The sequence below is a fragment of the Roseateles sp. GW821-FHT09H11 genome (genome assembly GCF_059415845.1).
The window spans coordinates 304184-321284 of sequence record NZ_JBWKOA010000006.1 but is presented as its reverse complement, the minus strand read 5'-3'; the positions used below and the strand labels follow the sequence as shown (position 1 = coordinate 321284).

Here is a 17101-nt window from a genome sequence, read left to right as displayed (position 1 = left end):
GGCGCGTAGCTCAGTTGGTTAGAGCACCACCTTGACATGGTGGGGGTCGTTGGTTCGAATCCAATCGCGCCTACCAGAATTGGTAGGCAGTCCTTCGGGACACCTCGACAGGTCGCCCGCTTCAAACGGCGGGCGATTCTGTTTACGGACCAGTGGATTGACCACCACTGGCCGAGTTTTTCAGGCGCGTAGCTCAGTTGGTTAGAGCACCACCTTGACATGGTGGGGGTCGTTGGTTCGAATCCAATCGCGCCTACCAGACGGTAGGACGTCCTTCGGGACACCTCGGCAGAACGCCCGCTTCTTAGCGGGCGTTCTGCTTTGTGCTTTCCACTTGTCGGTCAGACCAGCGGCGAGCGCCTGCCGGACGCCGCGGACTCCCGCGCTCGTGACAGTCGTGTGACACATTTCCGTCATCACCCGGCGATATCGTCCGCCGCAGCGTGACCCTTCCACGCGCCTTCAGGGGCTCGTCACCTTGGACATTCGCAAACTGGTCGCCCCCGTGCTGGCGATCGCCCTGCTCGCCGCGGTCGGCGGCGGCGTCTGGTACTCCAACGCGCGGCTCGGCCAGGACAAGGTCGCCGCCGTCACCGCGCAGCAGGTGCGGGACCGACAGGCCACGCTCCGCGGTCTCATCGGCTCCGAGAAGGAAGCCTTCTTCAACGACCCCCGCGTCCAGCAGGCGCTGGCTGCCCGAGGACTCACGGTCACGGTCGAGAAGGCCGGGTCCCGTGCCATCGCCAACCGCGTCGACGCGTCGAAGTACGACTTCGGCTTCCCGTCCGGCGCCCCCGCGGGCCAGCAGCTGAAAGTGGCCGCCAAGGCCGCCAACGTCTACACGCCGTTCTATACGCCGGTCGTCTTCGCCAGCTGGAAGCCGATCGCCGAGATCCTCGTCGCCAACGGCATCGCGCAGCGCGAGGGCGACTTCTATTACATCGTCGATCTCCAGCGGCTGATGACGCTGATCGAGCAGAACGCCCGCTGGCGCGACCTCAAGAAGAGCGAGGCCTTCGCCACCGGCAAGGCGGTGCTGGTGAACTCCACCGATGTGCGCACCTCCAACTCCGCGGCGATGTACCTCGCGCTGGCAAGCTATCTCGCCAACCAGCAGCAGATCGTCCAGAGCCAGGAGGAAGTCGACAAGGTCCTCCCGCTCGTCGCCCCGCTGTTCCTGCGCCAGGGCTTCCAGGAGCAGAGCTCCGCCGGCCCGTTCGAGGACTACCTCGCGCTCGGCATGGGCAAGGCGCCGCTGCTCGCGGCCTACGAGTCGCAGATGGTCGAGTTCTGGCTGCGCAATCCGGATCGGCTCAAGGGCGACATGGTCGTGCTCTACCCGCGTCCGACCGTGTACTCGAAGCATGTGCTGGTGCCCTACAACGAGAAGGGCGCCCGCCTGGGCGAGGCACTCGACACCGACCCCAAGCTGCGCGAGCTCGCGCATGAATACGGCTTCCGCACCGGCGGCGACGTGAAGGGCCCGGAGACCTGGGCCCAGCGCGGCGTCAAGGTGCCGCCGGTGCTCGTCGACGTCGTCGACCCGCCCAGCCATGAATGGCTCGAACGCATGATCCAGGGCATCGAGGCCCGGTTCAAGTGACGCTTCATCCCGAGGAGGACCACATGACCGCATCGCAGACCCCGACGCCCGTCCCGAACTCGACCGGCAATGTCGCACTCGACGAACTCCAGCCCCCGCAGGCCTTCACGCTGGAGCCGCCCGCGCCGGTGCAGGTCGTGCCCGTCGAGACCGCCGGCGGCAAGGTGAAGCTCAAGCCGGAGGAGGTCGCCGAGCTCGACGGCCAGGTCCGCCAGTTCATCGACGACATCACGACGCACGACAGCCAGCATCCGACCTTCAAGCAGGCCGTCGAACGCATCCACGCGATGGGCAGCAAGGACATCGAGGCCGCGTCCGCCGCGTCCAACCGGATGCTCGACCGGCCCGTCGGATCGTTGAAGAGCGGCCTCCTGGACCAGGGCGCGCAGATCGGGCAATCGCTGGTCGACCTGCGCCGCACCGTCGAGGACCTCGACCCGTCGCGCCAGGGCGACCTGTTCTCGGCGCGCAAGCTGCTCGGCTTCATCCCGCTGGGCAACAGGCTGGCCGACTACTTCGACCGCTACCAGTCCTCGCAGTCGCACCTGAACGGCATCATCGAGGCGCTCAAGGGCGGCAAGGACGAGCTGCTGCGCGACAACGCGGCGATCGAGCAGGAGAAGGTCAACCTCTGGACGCTGATGGAACGGCTGGAGAAGTACATCCACATCGGCCGGACGCTCGACGGCCAGCTCGAGGCGAAGGCGCGCGAGCTCGAACACTCGGACGGCGAAAAGGCGCGCGTCGTCCGCGAGGAGATGCTGTTCTACACCCGCCAGAAGGTGACGGACCTGCTGACGCAGCAGGCGGTGAACATCCAGGGTTATCTGGCGCTCGACCTGATCCGCAAGAACAACCTGGAGCTGGTCAAGGGCGTCGACCGCGCGACGACGACGACCGTGTCGGCGCTGCGCACCGCGGTCATCGTCGCCCAGGCGCTCAACAACCAGAAGCTGGTGCTGGATCAGATCTCCGCGCTGAACACCACTACCGGCCAGCTCATCGCCGGCACCAGCGAGATGCTGCGCGACCAGAGCGCCGCGATCCATCAGCAGGCCGCGTCCAGCACGATCGAGATCGCGAAGCTGCAGCTGGCCTTCACCAACATCTACCAGACGATGGACACCATCGCCGACTTCAAGACGAAGGCGCTGGCGTCGATGCAGACGACCGTGGATACGCTGTCCGACGAGGTCGCCAAGAGCCGGACCTACCTGGACCGGGTGCGGCGTCAGGAATCCGCCGCGGCGCTGCAGGCGTCGGGAGAGGTGTCGCTGTGAACGTCGCGCGCTGCGCTGCGATGGGATGGTGCTCCCTCGCGCTGCTGTCGATGGCGCTGGTGCTCGGCGGCTGCGGCAGGCGTGAGTCCGACGCGCCGCCGGCCAGGACGGCGGAGGCGGGCAATGCGGAGGCCGCGTTCACCGTGCTCGCGGGCTCCGAGGTCAAGGACCTGGAGCCGGCGATCGTCGCGGCCGGACGATCGGCGGGCGTGTCCGTGCGCATGAGCTACGCCGGCACGCTCGACATCGTCGAGCGGATCAACGCCGGCGAGCGCTTCGACGCGATCCTGCCGCCCAACGGCGCCTACCCGTCGCTGGCGCTCCAGACGCCGCCGCTGGCGCGCGAGAAGCTCTTCTACTCGCGCATCGCGCTGGGCGTGAAGGCGGCCAAGGTGGCCGAACTCGGCTGGAGCCAGCGCGCGCCGACCTGGGCCGACATCGCCAAGGCCGCCAGCACCGGCAGGCTGCGCTACGCGATGACCAATGCGGCGAGTTCGAACTCGGGCATGAGCGCGCTCTTCGCGGTGGCCGCCGCGTCGTCGGGCAAGACCGAGGACATGGCCGCGTCCGATGTCGACGCCAAGGTCATCACCGCCTTCCTGTCCGGCCAGCGGCTGACCGCGGGCAGCTCCGGCTGGCTGGCCGACGCCTTCACGAAGGACCCGGCTGCCATCGACGCGATGGTGAACTACGAGGCCGTGATCCTGCGTGCCAACGAAAAGCTGGCCCAGGACCAGCGTCTGACGCTGGTCTATCCGCGGGACGGGATGATCTCGGCCGACTATCCGCTGATGCTGTTGCGCGAAGCGCAGCGCGAGCCGTACAACAAGCTGGTCGCCGCGTTGAAGGCGGCGGATTTCCAGCGCGACGCGCTGGGCCCCGCCTTCCTGCGGCCCGCGAATCCCCAGGTCGCGACCGCGGCGGCGCTGCCGACGGCGGCGATCGCGGAGCTCTCATTCCCGAACCGGCTCGAGGTCATCGACGCGGTGCTGACCGCCTACCAGTCGACCTGGCGCAAGCCGTCGACATCGATCTTCGTGCTGGACATCAGCGGATCGATGAAGGGCGAGCGCATCGAGCTGATGCGCGAAGCGCTCAAGGTGCTCAGCGGCGCGTCGCAGGCGACGACCAGCGCGCGACTCAGCGCTTTCCAGGGCCGAGAGCGGGTGATCCTCATCCCGTTCGACGACCGGGTGAGCGATCCGGTGCTGGTGCCCTTCGACGCCGGCGACATCGATGCCGCGCGGGCGCGGCTGACCAGCGTCGCCGACGAGCTGCGGCCGCGCGGCGGCACCGCCGTGTATTCGGCGCTGTCGGCCGCGCTGGAACTGGCCGCGCGGGAATCGCGCGAGCACCCGGACCGCTTCGTCAGCATCGCGCTGCTGACCGACGGCGAGAGCAACAGCGGGATGTCGTTCGCCGCCTTCCGCTCGCGCTACGGGCAGGGCGCGCCGGCGCGCGTGTTCCCGATCCTGTTCGGCGAGGGCAACGTCGACGAGATGAAGCAGATCGCGCAGATGACCGGCGGGCGGGAATTCGACGGACGCCATTCGCGCCTGGCGCAGGTCTTCCGCGAGATCCGCGGCTATCAGTGAGCGCGCCGGGAACGCCGCCATGGCCGCATCGAGATCGCTGAAGCTGCGGGCGCTGCTGTTCCTCTACGGCAGCGGCAACATCCTGGGCTGCGCGCTGGCGCTGGTCGGACCGGCGCTGCTGTTCGCCGGCGTGATCGACCGCGGCTGGCTCGCGATCACGGCGGGCCTGTACGTCGCGGGTCTGCTGCTGGGTCGCCGCCAACCCGAGCTCGAACGCGCGATCGAGGACAGCCTGAGCTTCGAACAGACGATGCAGCGCCTGGACGAGGTCATCGCGCACGCCTCACCGCACCTGCCCGAGGACGTGAAGCCCCGTCTGGCCGCGATCCGCGACGCCGTCGCCGAGGTGCTGCCGCGGCTGCGCGCGACCGGCCTGCACAACGAGGATCTGTTCACCGTCCGCCAGACGGTGCTGCGCTATCTGCCGGAGACGCTGGCGAACTACGTCGCGCTGCCGCCGGCCTTCCGCGTCAGCCATGCGCTGAAGGACGGAAAGACGGCGCGGCAACTGCTCGCGGAACAGCTGTCGCTGCTGGAGACCCAGATGCGCGAGATTGTCGCCAACGTCGCCCGCCAGGACGCGCAGGCGCTGATCGCCAACGGGCATTTCCTCGAAGAGAAGTTCCGCCAGCCCGACTTCCTCGCGCGCTGAGCCGGGCGCGGCACGCGTCAGCGCAGAACCCTCAGCGCAGAACCCTCAGCGTAGAACCCGGAGGCCCGCATGACCCGCACCATCGTCGACATCCCGGCCGCGCAGCTCGTCGAGATCGACCGTCTGTGCAAGCTGATGGGCATCTCCCGCGCCGAAGCCGTGCGACGCGCGTTGGTCGCCTTTGCGGACGGCCACGCCGACGTGACCCCGGAGGCCTTCGGCTTGTGGGCCTCGCGCGGCGCCTCCGTCGACCCGGCGGGCGGGGCGGGCGGGGCGGGCGGGGCGGGCCGGCCGGGCAGATCCGACGACGACGCGCCCCGGCGGAGTCCCCGGCGATGAATGCCGTCATCGACGAAGACGTGCTGCTCGACTACCTGAACGGCGTGCCGACGGCGGCGCGGGCGCTGGACGCCTGCACGCACCGCTCGATCAGCGTGCTCACCTGGCTCGCGGTGATGGCGCGCTGCCCGCCTGAACTGCTGGAGCCGACGCGCGGTTTTCTCCGCACCTTCGAGCGCCTGTCGATCAGCGAAGCCGTCGCCGACGAGGCGCTGCGGCTGCGGCTCGTTTCGCCGTCGCTCGATCATCCGCGTGCGATCGCCTGGGCGACGGCCAACGTCAATCAGCTGATATTCGTGACCTCGCGCCGCGACGGGATCGAGGGCGCGGGGCGCAACGTCGTGATGGCCTACGAGGGGCGTCGCTGAACACGCCGGACGCGCGATCGTCCGCCGGCGCGCCTGCGCCCGACCGCCATAATCAGCCGCCATATGTCCGACATCGAGACCTTCCCCCGTCCCCGCCGCCGCAAGGGCAGTGGCGCCGTCACGCTGCGCGACGTGGCGCAGCTCGCGGGCGTGGCGCCGATCACCGCGTCCCGCGCGATCAACACCCCCGCGCAGGTGTCGCCCGAGGTCCGCGAACGGGTGTCCGAGGCGGTGCGCAAGACCGGCTACGTCCCCAACCTGCTCGCCGGCGCGCTGTCGTCGATGAAGAGCCGCATGGTGGGCGTCGCCGTGCCGACGATCGCCGGGCCGGTGTTCCTCGACACCGTGCAGAGCCTCACCGAGGCGCTGTTCGAGGCCGGCTACCAGGTGCTGCTCGGCCAGACCGGCTACGACAACGCGCGCGAGGAAGCCTGGCTCGACGCGATGATCGGCCGACGGCCCGACGGCCTGGTGCTCACCGGCACCAGCCATTCCGAGCAGGCGCGCACCCGGCTGCGCGCCTCCGGCGTCCCCGTCGTCGAGACCTGGGACCAGAGCACCGATCCGATCGACATGCTGGTCGGCTTCTCCCATGTCGAGGTGGGCCGGCAGGTCGCGTCCTATCTGCATGCGCGCGGCTACCGCCGCCTGGCCGGCGTGGCGGGCAGCGACGAGCGCGCGATGCGGCGTTTCCGCGCCTTCCAGGATCAGGCCGGGGCGCTCGGCATCGCCGACGTGCCCGTGGCCACCGTCGCCACGCCGACCACGCTGGGCAGCGGCCGCCGTGGCCTGGCCGAACTGCTGGCGCATCCGGACGGCGTCGACGCGGTGTTCTGCAGCTCGGACTCGCTGGCGCTGGGCGTCGTGATCGAGGCGCAGGCGCGCGGCCTGCGCATCCCCGACGACCTCGCGATCGTCGGCTTCGGCGATCTGGCGCTGGCGCGGGACCTCGAACCGGCACTGACCACGGTGCGCATCGACGGCTTCGCCATCGGCCGGCAGGCGGCGCGTTTCATCCTCGACCGGGCCGGCGGAACGGTCGATCGCCGCACCGTCGACATCGGTTTCGAACTCGTCCAGCGGGCCAGCGCATGAACGGCCACTGACCGGGTGAAATCCCTCATCAACACGATCTTGACGCGAGGGATGGTACCGATACCATTCCTCTCATCAAGAAGATGGTATCGGTACCGAGTCGATCACGGCGAGGGCTGCGTGCCGTCATGGATGGAGACAAGCGACATGAATTCGGTGATGCGGGGTCGCGTGCGCGCCCTGGCCGCTGCGGCGGCGACGGTGGTGCTGGGCATGGCGGCGATGACGGCGGCGCAGGCCGCCGATGCCGGCAACTGGCCGGCCCAGCCGGTCAAGCTGATCGTCCCCTTCGCGCCGGGCGGCACGTCCGACGTGCTGGCGCGCGAGATCGCGGCACGGCTGCAGGTCTCGCTCAAGCAGACCATCGTGGTCGACAACAAGGCCGGCGCCGGTGGAGTGCTGGGTGCGGACAGCGTCGCCAAGGCCGCGCCGGACGGCTACACGCTGCTGCTGGGCACGATCGCGACGCATGCGATCAATCCTTCGCTGCTGCCCAAGATGCCGTACAAGGCCGATCGCGATTTCGCGCCCGTGATCCTGCTGGGCAAGATCTCCAATGTGCTGCTGATCGGGCCCGGCTCGCAGGCCAAGACGGTGAAGGACATCATCGCCGCCGCGAAGGCCAAGCCCGGCGACATCACCTTCGCGTCGGCGGGGCAGGGCACGTCGCAGCATCTCTCGGGCGAGGTGTTCCGACTGATGACCGGCGCCGATCTGACGCACGTGCCCTACAAGGGCAGTGCGCCGGCCATCCAGGACGTGATGGGCGGCCAGGTGCCGATGAGCTTCGAGACGGTGACCGTGGCCCTGCCTCAGATCAAGGGCGGCAAGGTGAAGGCGCTGGCGGTGACCTCGGCCAAGCGGAGCGCGCAGTTGCCCGATGTGCCGACCCTGGCCGAATCCGGCGTGCCGGGCTTCGACGTCTCGAGCTGGCAGGCGCTGTACTTCCCGGCGGGCACCCCGGCGCCCATCGTGGCCAAGCTCAATGCCGAAGTGCAGAAGATCGTCGCGCTGCCCGAGGTGAAGGCCAAGATGGAATCGCTGGGCCTGGAGTACACGCCCAACACGCCGGCGCAGTTCCTCGAATTCCAGAAGGCCGAGCAGGCCAAGTGGGCGAAGGTGATCAAGGACGGCAACGTCAAGCCGGACTGAGCCGGACTGAGCCGGACGGAGCCGGACGGAGCTGGTGGGAGACTGGCGGCTCATCGACGGCAGCCCCATCCGCCTCCCGCACAGCAAGGGAAATCACCCGGCGGGCCGCTTGCCGGGCGCCTCCTAGAATGGGTTGAAGACCCTCAGAGGAGACAGCATGGCGACGGCCCGACGCGGCAAGACCGCAACCGGCAGCGAGGACCCCGCGCACCCCAAGGGGCCGCGGGTGCTGAAGAAGTACCCCAACCGGCGGCTGTACGACACGCAGACCAGCAGCTACATCACCTTGGCGGACGTCAAGAAGATGGTGCTCGGCGGCGAGGACTTCGAGGTCCGCGACGCGAAGTCGGGCGATGAGCTGACCCGTTCCATCCTGCTGCAGATCATCCTGGAGGAAGAGATGGGCGGGATGCCGATGTTCTCGACGCCGCTGCTGGCGCAGATCATCCGCTTCTACGGCCATGCGATGCAGGGCCTGATGGGGGCCTACCTCGAGAAGAACCTGCAAGCCGTCACCGAGCTGCAGAGCCGCTTCGCCGACCCGAGCAAGGGCGGGGGCTTCGATCCGCAGCTGTGGTCGCAGTTCATGAGCGGTCAGGCGCCGATGATGCAGGGCCTGATGGGCAACTATCTCGAGCAGTCCAAGAACCTGTTCCTGCAGATGCAGGAGCAGTTCCAGAGCGCCGGGAACATCTTCCCGAGCGTTCCCGGCATGCCGGGCTTCCCGCCGCCGCCGCCCAAGAAGTGAACGGCGCGTTCGGCACCTTCAGCGCTTGAGCCCGTCGTCGGCGCCTTCGCCGACGATGCGGCACTCGGTCTGATGCAGGGCTGCGTTCACGACCACCGGCGTGCCTTGCCGCGCCAGGCAGTCGTCGCGATCGGCGTAGGGGTCCTGCCCCGTCCACACCGCCAGCAGCACGATCGCCGCGCTCAGGGCGATCGCCGCCAGCACGGGTCGCCGTTTCATCCAGGCGAAGGGCTGCGCGCGCGTGCGCGGCGCGACGTCCAGGAGCGGGGCGGGGCGTGTGTTCGACATGGGCGCGATGCTAGTCAGCCGGTCCTGCATCGTCGGCGGGTGGCGTCCGCGTCGCCGTGACCGAATGCGCGGCGCGCGAGGATCCGGCGCCGCGGTCCCCCGGGTCGAGGGGGCCGGCAACGCTCGCCGGTGATCGGCACAAGCGCTGCCCTAGAAGCCGTGCCGCCGGTGCCAGTCGGCCAGGGATTCGTCGGGGAAGTGCCCGAAGCGGGCATCGCCCGGTTGGCCTTCGACCTTCACCCAGGACGCCTTGGAGTCCAGCAGGCCGTGCACGTTCTCCGGAGGCTCCGGCAGCGGCGTGTCGATCGCGCTGGCGTGCGGATGGATCAGGTCCGGCCAGTTGTCGTCGTACATCCAGAGCGCGGTGCCGCAATGTCCGCAGAAGTGGCGCTGGCCGCTGCTTTCCTTGCCGTCGAGGAGGGCGCGATAGACCCGCAGGTCGCGCTGGCCCTTGATCAGCTTGAACGTGCGGTGGTCGGCGCCGATGTTGATCGCGTAGCCGCCCGTGCCGGCCGTCTTGCGGCAGATCGTGCAGTAGCAGCGCATGAACGGATACGGCTCGGTCGAGTCGACCGAGAAGCGGATGCGGCCGCAGTGGCAGGAGCCTTCGAGGTGCATGGGGATGCTCTCCTTCATCGCTCTGTGCCGGCAACGCGCATGCCACGGGTGCTCGATCAGCCTGGTGACGACCGCCCCCGCGACGGGAGCATCGACCGCAGCACCGCGTGCAGAGGGCCCGGTTGCACCGGCTTGCGCAGCACGAGGTGGCCATCGGCTTCGGCGCGGCGCAGGTCGGGCAGGTCGAGCTCGCCGGTGACCACCAGGCCGCGCGCGAGCGGGAGCCGGTCCAGCAGGTCCTGCAGCAGCGCGTAGCCGCCGTCGTCGTGCCGCAGCCGCAGGTCGCTCATCACGACATCGGGCGCGAAGCCCGCATCAAGGGCCGTATGCGCCTGGGCAGCGTCACCGGCGACGCGGCAATCGAGGCCCCATTCGCCCAGCAGATGGACGAGGCCGCGCGTCACGCCGAGGTCGTCGTCGACCACGAGCACGCGGCCCATGAGCGGCTCGAATGCATGCGGCGCCATGGGCGCGCGTTTCACCGGCGTTGTCGGGACGGCCGCGCCGCGCAAGGTGATGCGGAAGCAGGAACCCCGCCCCGGCGTGGAGTGCCAATCGATCGACGCCTGCATCCGTTGCACGCAATCGCGCACGACGGACAGGCCCAGGCCCCGGCCGTCGCCGGTGACCTGCGCGGCGTCGTCGCCGCGACGGAATTCGGAGAACAGCGCCTCGCGCTTGGCCGCGGCCATGCCGATGCCGGTGTCCCAGACCTCGATGGCCCAGTTCCCGCCGCGGCGCCGTACCGCGAGCAGCACGCCGCCTTCGGGCGTGTAGCGCAAGGCGTTGTGCAGCAGGTTGGCGAGCGCGCGGCGCAGCAGCATCGGCTCGGCGATGACCCAGGCGGGCGCCTCCGGGCCCCGGATGCGCCAGTCGAGGCCGCGCGCCTGCGCCTCCGGCTGGAAGCGCTCATGCAGTTCCGACAGCAGTGGCGCCGGCGCCAATGGCTGGAGCGCGAGCTCGGCGCTGCGGCTGTCCAGCACGGAGACATCGAGCAGCGAGTTCAGCAGATCGTTGACGTGGCCGGCGGCCTGGGCGATGTCGACCAGCAGCGGCCGCAGCGACGGATCCTGGTTGCGCTGGAGCGCGGCCTGCGCGGTCAACGTCAGCGCGTAGAGCGGTTGGCGCAGGTCGTGCGAGGCGGTGGCCAGGAACAGGCTCTTCTCGCGCGACGCGGCGTTCGCGACATCGCGTGCCTCCTTGTGCGCGAGCGCGAGGGATTCGCTCTGGCGCTTGAGCTGGGACTGCTGGACGAGGAGGCCGTTGGACGTCCGTGCGTATCGCCACACGAGCCACGGAAAGAGCAGGCACAGCGGCAGGACGATCGTCCATTGCGCGGGGAAGGCAAACGGCACCGCCACCGCCGCCATCGCCCACGCGGGACAGAGGAAGCGGGCGAAGAACGGGAGGTCCGCGGCCGCGAAGGCCGCCATCGATGCCGTCGTGTCGGCGAGCAGGAGGTACAGGAAGACCGCGTGTTCGAAGACACCGCCGGTGGCGGCGACCCAGGGCAGCAGACCCCACAGCAGACCGGAGGCGAGCGCGAAGCGCTCCAGCGGTCGCGACCAGCGCGTCACGAAGTCGTCGGGCTTCATGAGCGCGGCCTCGCGCCGGAAGCGGCGGCGCGCGACGGCGACGCCGATCGAGCCCAGCGCACAGGCGGTCGCCCAGGCCCACGCCCACGTCCACGCCCCACTGGTCGGTCCCGCCTGCGTGCTCGCGATCACGGCCGGCGGAATCACCAGCGCGGCGATTTCCACCGAGGCACGGTCGCCGATCAGGGGCAGGAGCTCGGAGCGCGAGGAAGGGTCGGACATCGAGGCGGACGTGAGGAGAGACCGGAGCGCGAGTATCCACGCAGCGACCGGCAGGGCCGGCACGCGGCGGACGGGGGCCGTGGCCGGGCGCGTGCAGCGGCACTCGTCCACGGTGGCGGGCGGGGCGCAAAGCACCGGCCCCTGTCTGGAAGTAGCGCCTCGCTTACAATGCCGCCCCAGCCCATCAGCCAGATCGCCCGGCGGAACCCAAATGGAATCAACGACTTACGACCCCACCGCCGCCGCGAAGACTGGCAGCCCCACCGGCAGCCAGGCGCCCAAGATCGGTTTCGTCAGCCTCGGCTGCCCGAAGGCGCTGACCGATTCCGAGCTGATCCTGACGCAGCTCCGCGCCGAGGGCTACGAGACGTCCAAGACCTTCGCCGGCGCTGACCTCGTGATCGTCAACACCTGCGGCTTCATCGACGATGCCGTCAAGGAATCGTTGGACACCATCGGCGAGGCGCTGGCCGAGAACGGCAAGGTCATCGTCACCGGCTGCCTCGGCGCGAAGGCCGGCGCGAGCTCCGACAACATGGTCCGCGAGATCCACCCGAGCGTGCTCGCCGTGACCGGTCCGCATGCGACGCAGGAAGTGATGGACGCCGTCCACACCCACGTCCCCAAGCCGCACGACCCGTTCATCGACCTCGTGCCCGAGGCCCGCGGCATCGCCGGCATCAAGCTGACGCCCAAGCACTACGCCTACCTGAAGATCTCCGAAGGCTGCAACCACCGCTGCAGCTTCTGCATCATCCCGAGCATGCGCGGCGACCTGGTCTCGCGCCCGATCGGCGACGTGCTGTCCGAAGCCAAGGCGCTGTTCGAGTCCGGCGTCAAGGAGCTGCTGGTCATCAGCCAGGACACCAGCGCCTACGGCGTCGACATCAAGTACCGCACCGGCTTCTGGGACGGCAAGCCGGTCAAGACGCGCATGTTCGACCTCGTGGCCCAGCTCGGCGAGATCGCCAAGCCCTACGGCGCGTGGGTCCGCCTGCACTACGTCTATCCCTACCCGCACGTCGACGAGATCGTGCCGATGATGGCCGAGGGCCTCATCCTCCCGTATCTGGACGTGCCGTTCCAGCATGCGCACCCCGACGTGCAGAAGCGCATGAAGCGCCCCGCCAACGGCGAGAAGAACCTGGAGCGCATCCTGCGCTGGCGCGAGATCTGCCCCGAGCTCGTGATCCGCTCGACCTTCATCGCCGGCTTCCCCGGCGAGACCGAGGCGGAGTTCCAGTACCTGCTCGACTTCATGCGCGAGGCGCAGATCGACCGCGCCGGCTGCTTCGCCTATTCGCCGATTGAAGGCGCGCCGGCGAATGCGCTCGACGGCGCGCTGCCGGACGAGGTCCGCGAGGAACGCCGCGCGCGCTTCATGGCCGTGGCCGAGGAAGTCTCCATCGCCAAGCTGCAACGCCGCATCGGCGCGACGATGCAGGTGCTGGTCGACTCCGCGCCGGCGCTCGGCCGCAAGGGCGGCGTCGGCCGCTCGTACGCGGACGCGCCGGAGATCGACGGCACCGTGCGCCTGCTGCCGCCCGAAAAGGCCAGCAAGCAACTGCGCGTCGGCGAGTTCACCCGCGCCCGCATCGTGGGTGTCGAGGGCCACGACCTGATCGCATTGCCGATCTGAATCCCTGGGTCAATCCGTGGGATGCGCGCCGCTCCGGAAGCGCGCGGACATCCGCCCGCTCCCACCGGGCGATCACCTGTGCGCACAGTTCATCCGGTGGACCGCCCGGACGCTCGATCTGGCGTTCGAGTTCATCCGCCACCTGGCGACGCATGGCCCGGATCAGATCGCCCATGCCGGCGCCTTTCTGGAAGCGCATGCCTTTGAAGAGCGCGCGCTGGTCTTCCACTCGCATCGCCCGAAGGACCGATTCGTAGAAGCAGTCTCCCTTCGCCGGCACATCGCGCGGTCGCCCATCGACGATCGGCGAATAGTGGTGGCGGACATGGTCGATCTGGACCGTGACGGGCGTCCGGCCCGGCGCCAATTGACCGAATTCCATCGGCGCCCGTATCCCCGCCTTGTCCTCGATTCGCAGCGAGAGGCCTTCGGGCCATCCCGGCATGGTCGTGACCAGATGCGGCGCCAGGTCGCCCCCCGCTCCAGTCCAATGTCCGGAGGTGCGGATCTCCGCCGCTGCTTTCCGAAGCTGTTGATGCACGTCCTCCGGATCGTCGATCTGCGCGGCTTTCGCGGAAATCCTCGTCCCGTCACGCGGGGCGGGCGACCTCAAGGCGTCTCGTAACGACTGCAGCAGGCGCTGGGCATCGGTCTCGACAAGGACGCCCTGTTTCCGCGCGACCGCGGCCTTCTCGCCTCGGCGCAGCAGCTGGGATCTCGACCATTCCAGCCATCCTTGCGGCTCCGCAAGATGGGGCTGCAACGCCCGGCGTTCGGTCTGGGTCAGCGCGGTGGCAGCCTGCGTGATGGCTCGAGTCAGGTCGGGTGGGGGCGGGCCGGACTCGCTCCCGCCGCGTCTCACCGTTGCTCTCAGCGCCAGGTGAAGATGCATCGCGTGCAGCAGCTGTTGAGTCGCGGTGGGCATGGCCGTCCTCTGGTTCAGCGTCTTCATCCTGGCGCTGGCCGCGCAATCGGCCGTAGGCCATTCCTCCTTCAGCGGGGCGAGCCGATCGGACAGCGTCACCGGGCCGTCGTCGGAAGGGCGCGACCGGCCGGGTGGCGTCTGCGGCGGTGACTGCCTGAAGCAGGGAATGAGGTGTGAGAGCAGGCGTGAAATCGACGGCATCGCGGGTCCTTGGGAGTGGAGTCGTCGGGCTCAGTGGGTGTTTCCGGTCGACAACCCATCTGGCGCCATGCAGGCGCCGTTCACGGGGCGCCCGCTTGACGCATTCGACATCGGACCTGACGCGTGCCGGAGAATGCCCGTCTGGTTCCCCTGACTCCAAGGAGATGTCGTGACCCGACGCGGCCCGTCCACCGAACAGATCCATCACCCGTACCGGGCGCCCGAGGGCTGGGATGCCGTGCACGTCCCGGTGGCCAAGGCGTCGACGGTGCTGTTCAGGAACACCGCCGAACTGCACCGGCCGCGCACGCAGGACGGTGTCAGCTATCGCTATGGCCTGCCCGGCACACCGACGACCTACACGCTGGCCGCGCGCATCGCGACGCTCGAGCATGCCGAGCACTGCGTGCTCACCCCCAGCGGCGTGTCCGCGATTACGCTGACCAGCCTGGCCTTCCTGCGGCCCGGCGACGAGGTGCTGCTGCCCGACAACGTCTATGGCCAGAACCGGCACCTCGCCAACGGCCTGCTGACCCGGCTCGGCATCACGCACCGCTTCTACGATCCGCTGGACGTGCCGGCGTTCGAGGCCTTGCTGTCGCCACGCACGAAGCTGGTCTGGCTCGAGGCCGCCGGATCGATCACGCTGGAGTTCCCCGATCTGATCGGCCTGCTCCAGGCCTGCCGCGCGCGCGGCGTGCTCACGGCGCTCGACAACACCTGGGGCGCGGGGCTGGCCTTCAATGCCTTCGAGGTGGCGCCGGACGTCGCGCCGGGACTCGGTGCCGACATCAGCATGCAGGCGCTGACCAAGTTCCCGTCCGGCGGCGCGGACCTGCTGATGGGCGCGGTCTGCACGCGCGATGTAGTGCTCAACCGCCAACTGGTGGCCACGCACGAGTACCTCGGCTACGGCGTCGGCCAGAACGACGTCGAGGCCGTGCTGCGCGGCCTGCCGAGCATCGCGCTGCGCTACCGCGCGCAGGATGCGGCTGCCCGCGAACTTGCGCGCTGGATGGCTGCGCGTCCGGAAGTGGCGCGGGTGCTGCATCCGGCGTTGCCGGACTCGCCCGGCCATGTGCATTGGCAACGCGTCTGCCCGCAGGCTGGTGGATGCCTGTTCTCCGCGGTGTTCCGTCCCGAGTTCGACGCGCGTCGCGTCGACGCCTTCGTGGACGCGCTGACCTGCTTCGGGATCGGCTATTCCTGGGCCGGCCCGATGAGTCTGGTCGTGCCTTACGACCTCAGTCGCAGCCGCTCGCTGGGGCTGCCGTGGACAGCGGAGGAGGGCGGCACGCTGGTGCGTTTCGCGATCGGGCTCGAGGAGGTCGAGGACCTGCGGGCCGACCTCACGCAGGCCCTGTCGGCGCTGGCGTGAGCCGCGTTCAGCGCGTGTCGCGCGCTTGCGTCACGACCGGAGGGCCGGCCGGTCGCTCTTTCGCGGCGACGGCCGCGTAGGCCACACGTGCCGTCAGGCCGCCGTTGTGCGCGAGGTGCGTCTCGATGGCGCTCATGAATCGCTCCTGGACCGACGGCAACAGCTCCTCCGGGGCCCTTGTCATCTCCTGGATCCAATGGGCGGCGACGGCGGACCTCATCGTCTCGCCGCAGAGCGTCTCCATCAGCGCGGCGGGCATGTGCGCCGGACCGCAGCGGTCCCCTGACCGCGAAGTTCGCCGCGCCTCCGACTGCCATTGACGCTGAAGCACGTCGCGGATCTGCCGATCGACGAAGTCCTCCGCTTTCCATCGCCGGTACAGGGGCAAGGGGAATCGCGACACCGCGTTGCGGTAACCCCAGCGCGACCGCGGTTCGTCCCAGTCGAGTGCACCCGCCAGGTCATCGCTGATCGCCGCGAAAGCCTTTGGATGCCGTTGCCCGAGCGGGGGGAACTCGTCCGAGGAACGCGCGGCCTTCAATGCCGCCTCGAAGCGGCGGGCCAGGGAAGGAGGCGACGCGCCGGCGCAGCAGCCGAGCAACTTCGGCGCGCGACGCGGCGGTGGAACGCCGGCGTCCAATGCGTCCAGCTCGCGGCAGAACAGGGCCAGCGGGAGAGACAGGGTCCGCGAGTTCTCCGGCAACAGGCGGTCGTAGAAGCGTGGCGGCGCCCTGCGCGCATCGTCACGGCTGGATCTGCCGACGGCGGCCAGCCGTTCGAAGGGGCTCCGGTCGTCCAGGCCCGAGAGCCGCGGGAGCAGGTCGCCAAGCAGTTGCGCCAGGGCCTCCGCGTCGCCGAGATCCAAGGTCGCGAGGAGCCGCCGATGGGGCTGCGGCGGCCGTATGCACAGCGTGTTGGCCGCCACGTTCAGGTAGGCATCGAGGGTGCGTCCCGGCGGCACCGTGGACAGGGCGGTCCAGACCTCCTCGGGCGTGAGCACGCCGCTCGTCGCGAGGCGTCCCAGCAGCGTCATGTAGTTGGCGTTCGCGCAGGCCTGCACGGCGTCGAGCTGATGCCAGCATTCCTGGTCGCGTCCGCCCATCGCGGAGTCTGGGAACCTTTGTTGATGGCCATCAGCGCGGTTCATCCGGATCATGTGCGACACCACATCCCACCGGATCAACTGCTCGGCCAGCGCGCGACGCTGGGCGGTGTCCGCAGCGGACTGCGCCAGGTGCGCACTGATCGCGCGAAGGCGGATCAGGGTCTCGGCGCTGCCGTCCCTGCCCGGTGGCAGGGACAGGACGACGTGTCGCAGCGTGGCGTCGAGATCGGTCAGTCCTCTTGCGACCAACAGGGAGTTGGTGGCCGCAAGCCGAGGGGCCGACCCGAAGCGCAAGCGA

16 protein-coding genes and 2 tRNA genes are annotated in these 17101 nt (G+C 69.4%); 13 read left to right on the top strand and 5 right to left on the bottom strand.

Annotated features, from left to right (window positions below; translation table 11 throughout):
* The 11 genes from AC07PR_RS20995 to phaR all read left to right on the top strand — a co-directional run bounded on the left by AC07PR_RS20995 (window position 1) and on the right by phaR (window position 8832).
* Window positions 1–76: transfer RNA gene (locus AC07PR_RS20995), tRNA-Val, on the top strand.
* A gap of 106 nt (window positions 77–182) precedes the next feature.
* Window positions 183–259: transfer RNA gene (locus AC07PR_RS20990), tRNA-Val, on the top strand.
* A gap of 219 nt (window positions 260–478) precedes the next feature.
* A complete protein-coding gene (locus AC07PR_RS20985) occupies window positions 479–1603 on the top strand; it encodes a hypothetical protein (RefSeq protein ID WP_495136448.1) in 1125 nt (374 codons plus the stop codon).
* Window positions 1604–1626: 23 nt separating this feature from the next.
* Window positions 1627–2883, top strand: coding sequence for a toxic anion resistance protein (locus tag AC07PR_RS20980; protein WP_377156531.1), 1257 nt, complete (start codon window positions 1627–1629; stop codon window positions 2881–2883).
* Window positions 2884–2903: 20 nt separating this feature from the next.
* A complete protein-coding gene (locus tag AC07PR_RS20975; RefSeq protein ID WP_495136447.1) occupies window positions 2904–4478 on the top strand; it encodes a vWA domain-containing protein in 1575 nt (524 codons plus the stop codon).
* 19 nt (window positions 4479–4497) lie between these two features.
* Window positions 4498–5130 (top strand): hypothetical protein, encoded by a 633-nt coding sequence (locus AC07PR_RS20970; RefSeq protein WP_377156527.1) that lies wholly within the window; start codon window positions 4498–4500, stop codon window positions 5128–5130.
* Window positions 5131–5199: 69 nt separating this feature from the next.
* The gene (locus AC07PR_RS20965; protein WP_495136446.1) at window positions 5200–5469 is read left to right on the top strand and encodes a hypothetical protein; all 270 of its coding nucleotides are present in this window, start codon (window positions 5200–5202) and stop codon (window positions 5467–5469) included.
* Window positions 5466–5837 carry a PIN domain-containing protein gene (locus AC07PR_RS20960; RefSeq protein WP_377156523.1) on the top strand — a complete coding sequence of 124 codons (372 nt, stop codon included), beginning with the start codon at window positions 5466–5468 and terminating at the stop codon, window positions 5835–5837. The genes AC07PR_RS20965 and AC07PR_RS20960 overlap by 4 nt, the downstream gene beginning before the upstream one ends.
* A gap of 63 nt (window positions 5838–5900) precedes the next feature.
* Window positions 5901–6932 carry a LacI family DNA-binding transcriptional regulator gene (locus tag AC07PR_RS20955; RefSeq protein ID WP_495136445.1) on the top strand — a complete coding sequence of 344 codons (1032 nt, stop codon included), beginning with the start codon at window positions 5901–5903 and terminating at the stop codon, window positions 6930–6932.
* A gap of 147 nt (window positions 6933–7079) precedes the next feature.
* Window positions 7080–8084, top strand: coding sequence for a tripartite tricarboxylate transporter substrate binding protein (locus tag AC07PR_RS20950; RefSeq protein WP_377156520.1), 1005 nt, complete (start codon window positions 7080–7082; stop codon window positions 8082–8084).
* A gap of 157 nt (window positions 8085–8241) precedes the next feature.
* On the top strand, window positions 8242–8832 hold the full coding sequence (gene phaR, locus AC07PR_RS20945) for a polyhydroxyalkanoate synthesis repressor PhaR (RefSeq protein WP_377156519.1): 591 nt from the start codon (window positions 8242–8244) through the stop codon (window positions 8830–8832).
* Window positions 8833–8850: 18 nt separating this feature from the next.
* Here phaR and AC07PR_RS20940 read toward each other — a convergent pair whose 3' ends face one another.
* The 3 genes from AC07PR_RS20940 to AC07PR_RS20930 all read right to left on the bottom strand — a co-directional run bounded on the left by AC07PR_RS20940 (window position 8851) and on the right by AC07PR_RS20930 (window position 11555).
* Window positions 8851–9120, bottom strand: a complete 270-nt coding sequence (locus AC07PR_RS20940) for a hypothetical protein (protein ID WP_495136444.1) — start codon at window positions 9118–9120, stop codon at window positions 8851–8853.
* 150 nt (window positions 9121–9270) lie between these two features.
* On the bottom strand, window positions 9271–9738 hold the full coding sequence (locus AC07PR_RS20935) for a GFA family protein (RefSeq protein ID WP_377156516.1): 468 nt from the start codon (window positions 9736–9738) through the stop codon (window positions 9271–9273).
* Window positions 9739–9794: 56 nt separating this feature from the next.
* Window positions 9795–11555 (bottom strand): sensor histidine kinase, encoded by a 1761-nt coding sequence (locus tag AC07PR_RS20930; RefSeq protein WP_495136443.1) that lies wholly within the window; start codon window positions 11553–11555, stop codon window positions 9795–9797.
* A 211-nt stretch (window positions 11556–11766) separates the two neighbouring features.
* Here AC07PR_RS20930 and rimO point away from each other — a divergent pair, with 211 nt between their 5' ends.
* Entirely contained in the window at window positions 11767–13194 is a 1428-nt protein-coding gene (rimO, locus tag AC07PR_RS20925; protein WP_377156513.1) for a 30S ribosomal protein S12 methylthiotransferase RimO, read from the top strand.
* On the opposite strand, the gene AC07PR_RS20920 is transcribed toward rimO, so the two are convergent.
* Window positions 13136–14218 (bottom strand): hypothetical protein, encoded by a 1083-nt coding sequence (locus AC07PR_RS20920; RefSeq protein ID WP_495136442.1) that lies wholly within the window; start codon window positions 14216–14218, stop codon window positions 13136–13138. The genes rimO and AC07PR_RS20920 overlap by 59 nt on opposite strands.
* Before the next feature lie 271 nt (window positions 14219–14489).
* Between AC07PR_RS20920 and AC07PR_RS20915 the strand changes: the two genes are divergently transcribed.
* On the top strand, window positions 14490–15698 hold the full coding sequence (locus tag AC07PR_RS20915) for a PLP-dependent transferase (RefSeq protein WP_495136441.1): 1209 nt from the start codon (window positions 14490–14492) through the stop codon (window positions 15696–15698).
* Between the two features lie 7 nt (window positions 15699–15705).
* Here the strand turns inward: AC07PR_RS20915 and AC07PR_RS20910 are convergent, their stop codons facing one another.
* Window positions 15706–17052, bottom strand: coding sequence for a hypothetical protein (locus AC07PR_RS20910; protein ID WP_495136440.1), 1347 nt, complete (start codon window positions 17050–17052; stop codon window positions 15706–15708).
* Window positions 17053–17101: the final 49 nt, after the last annotated feature.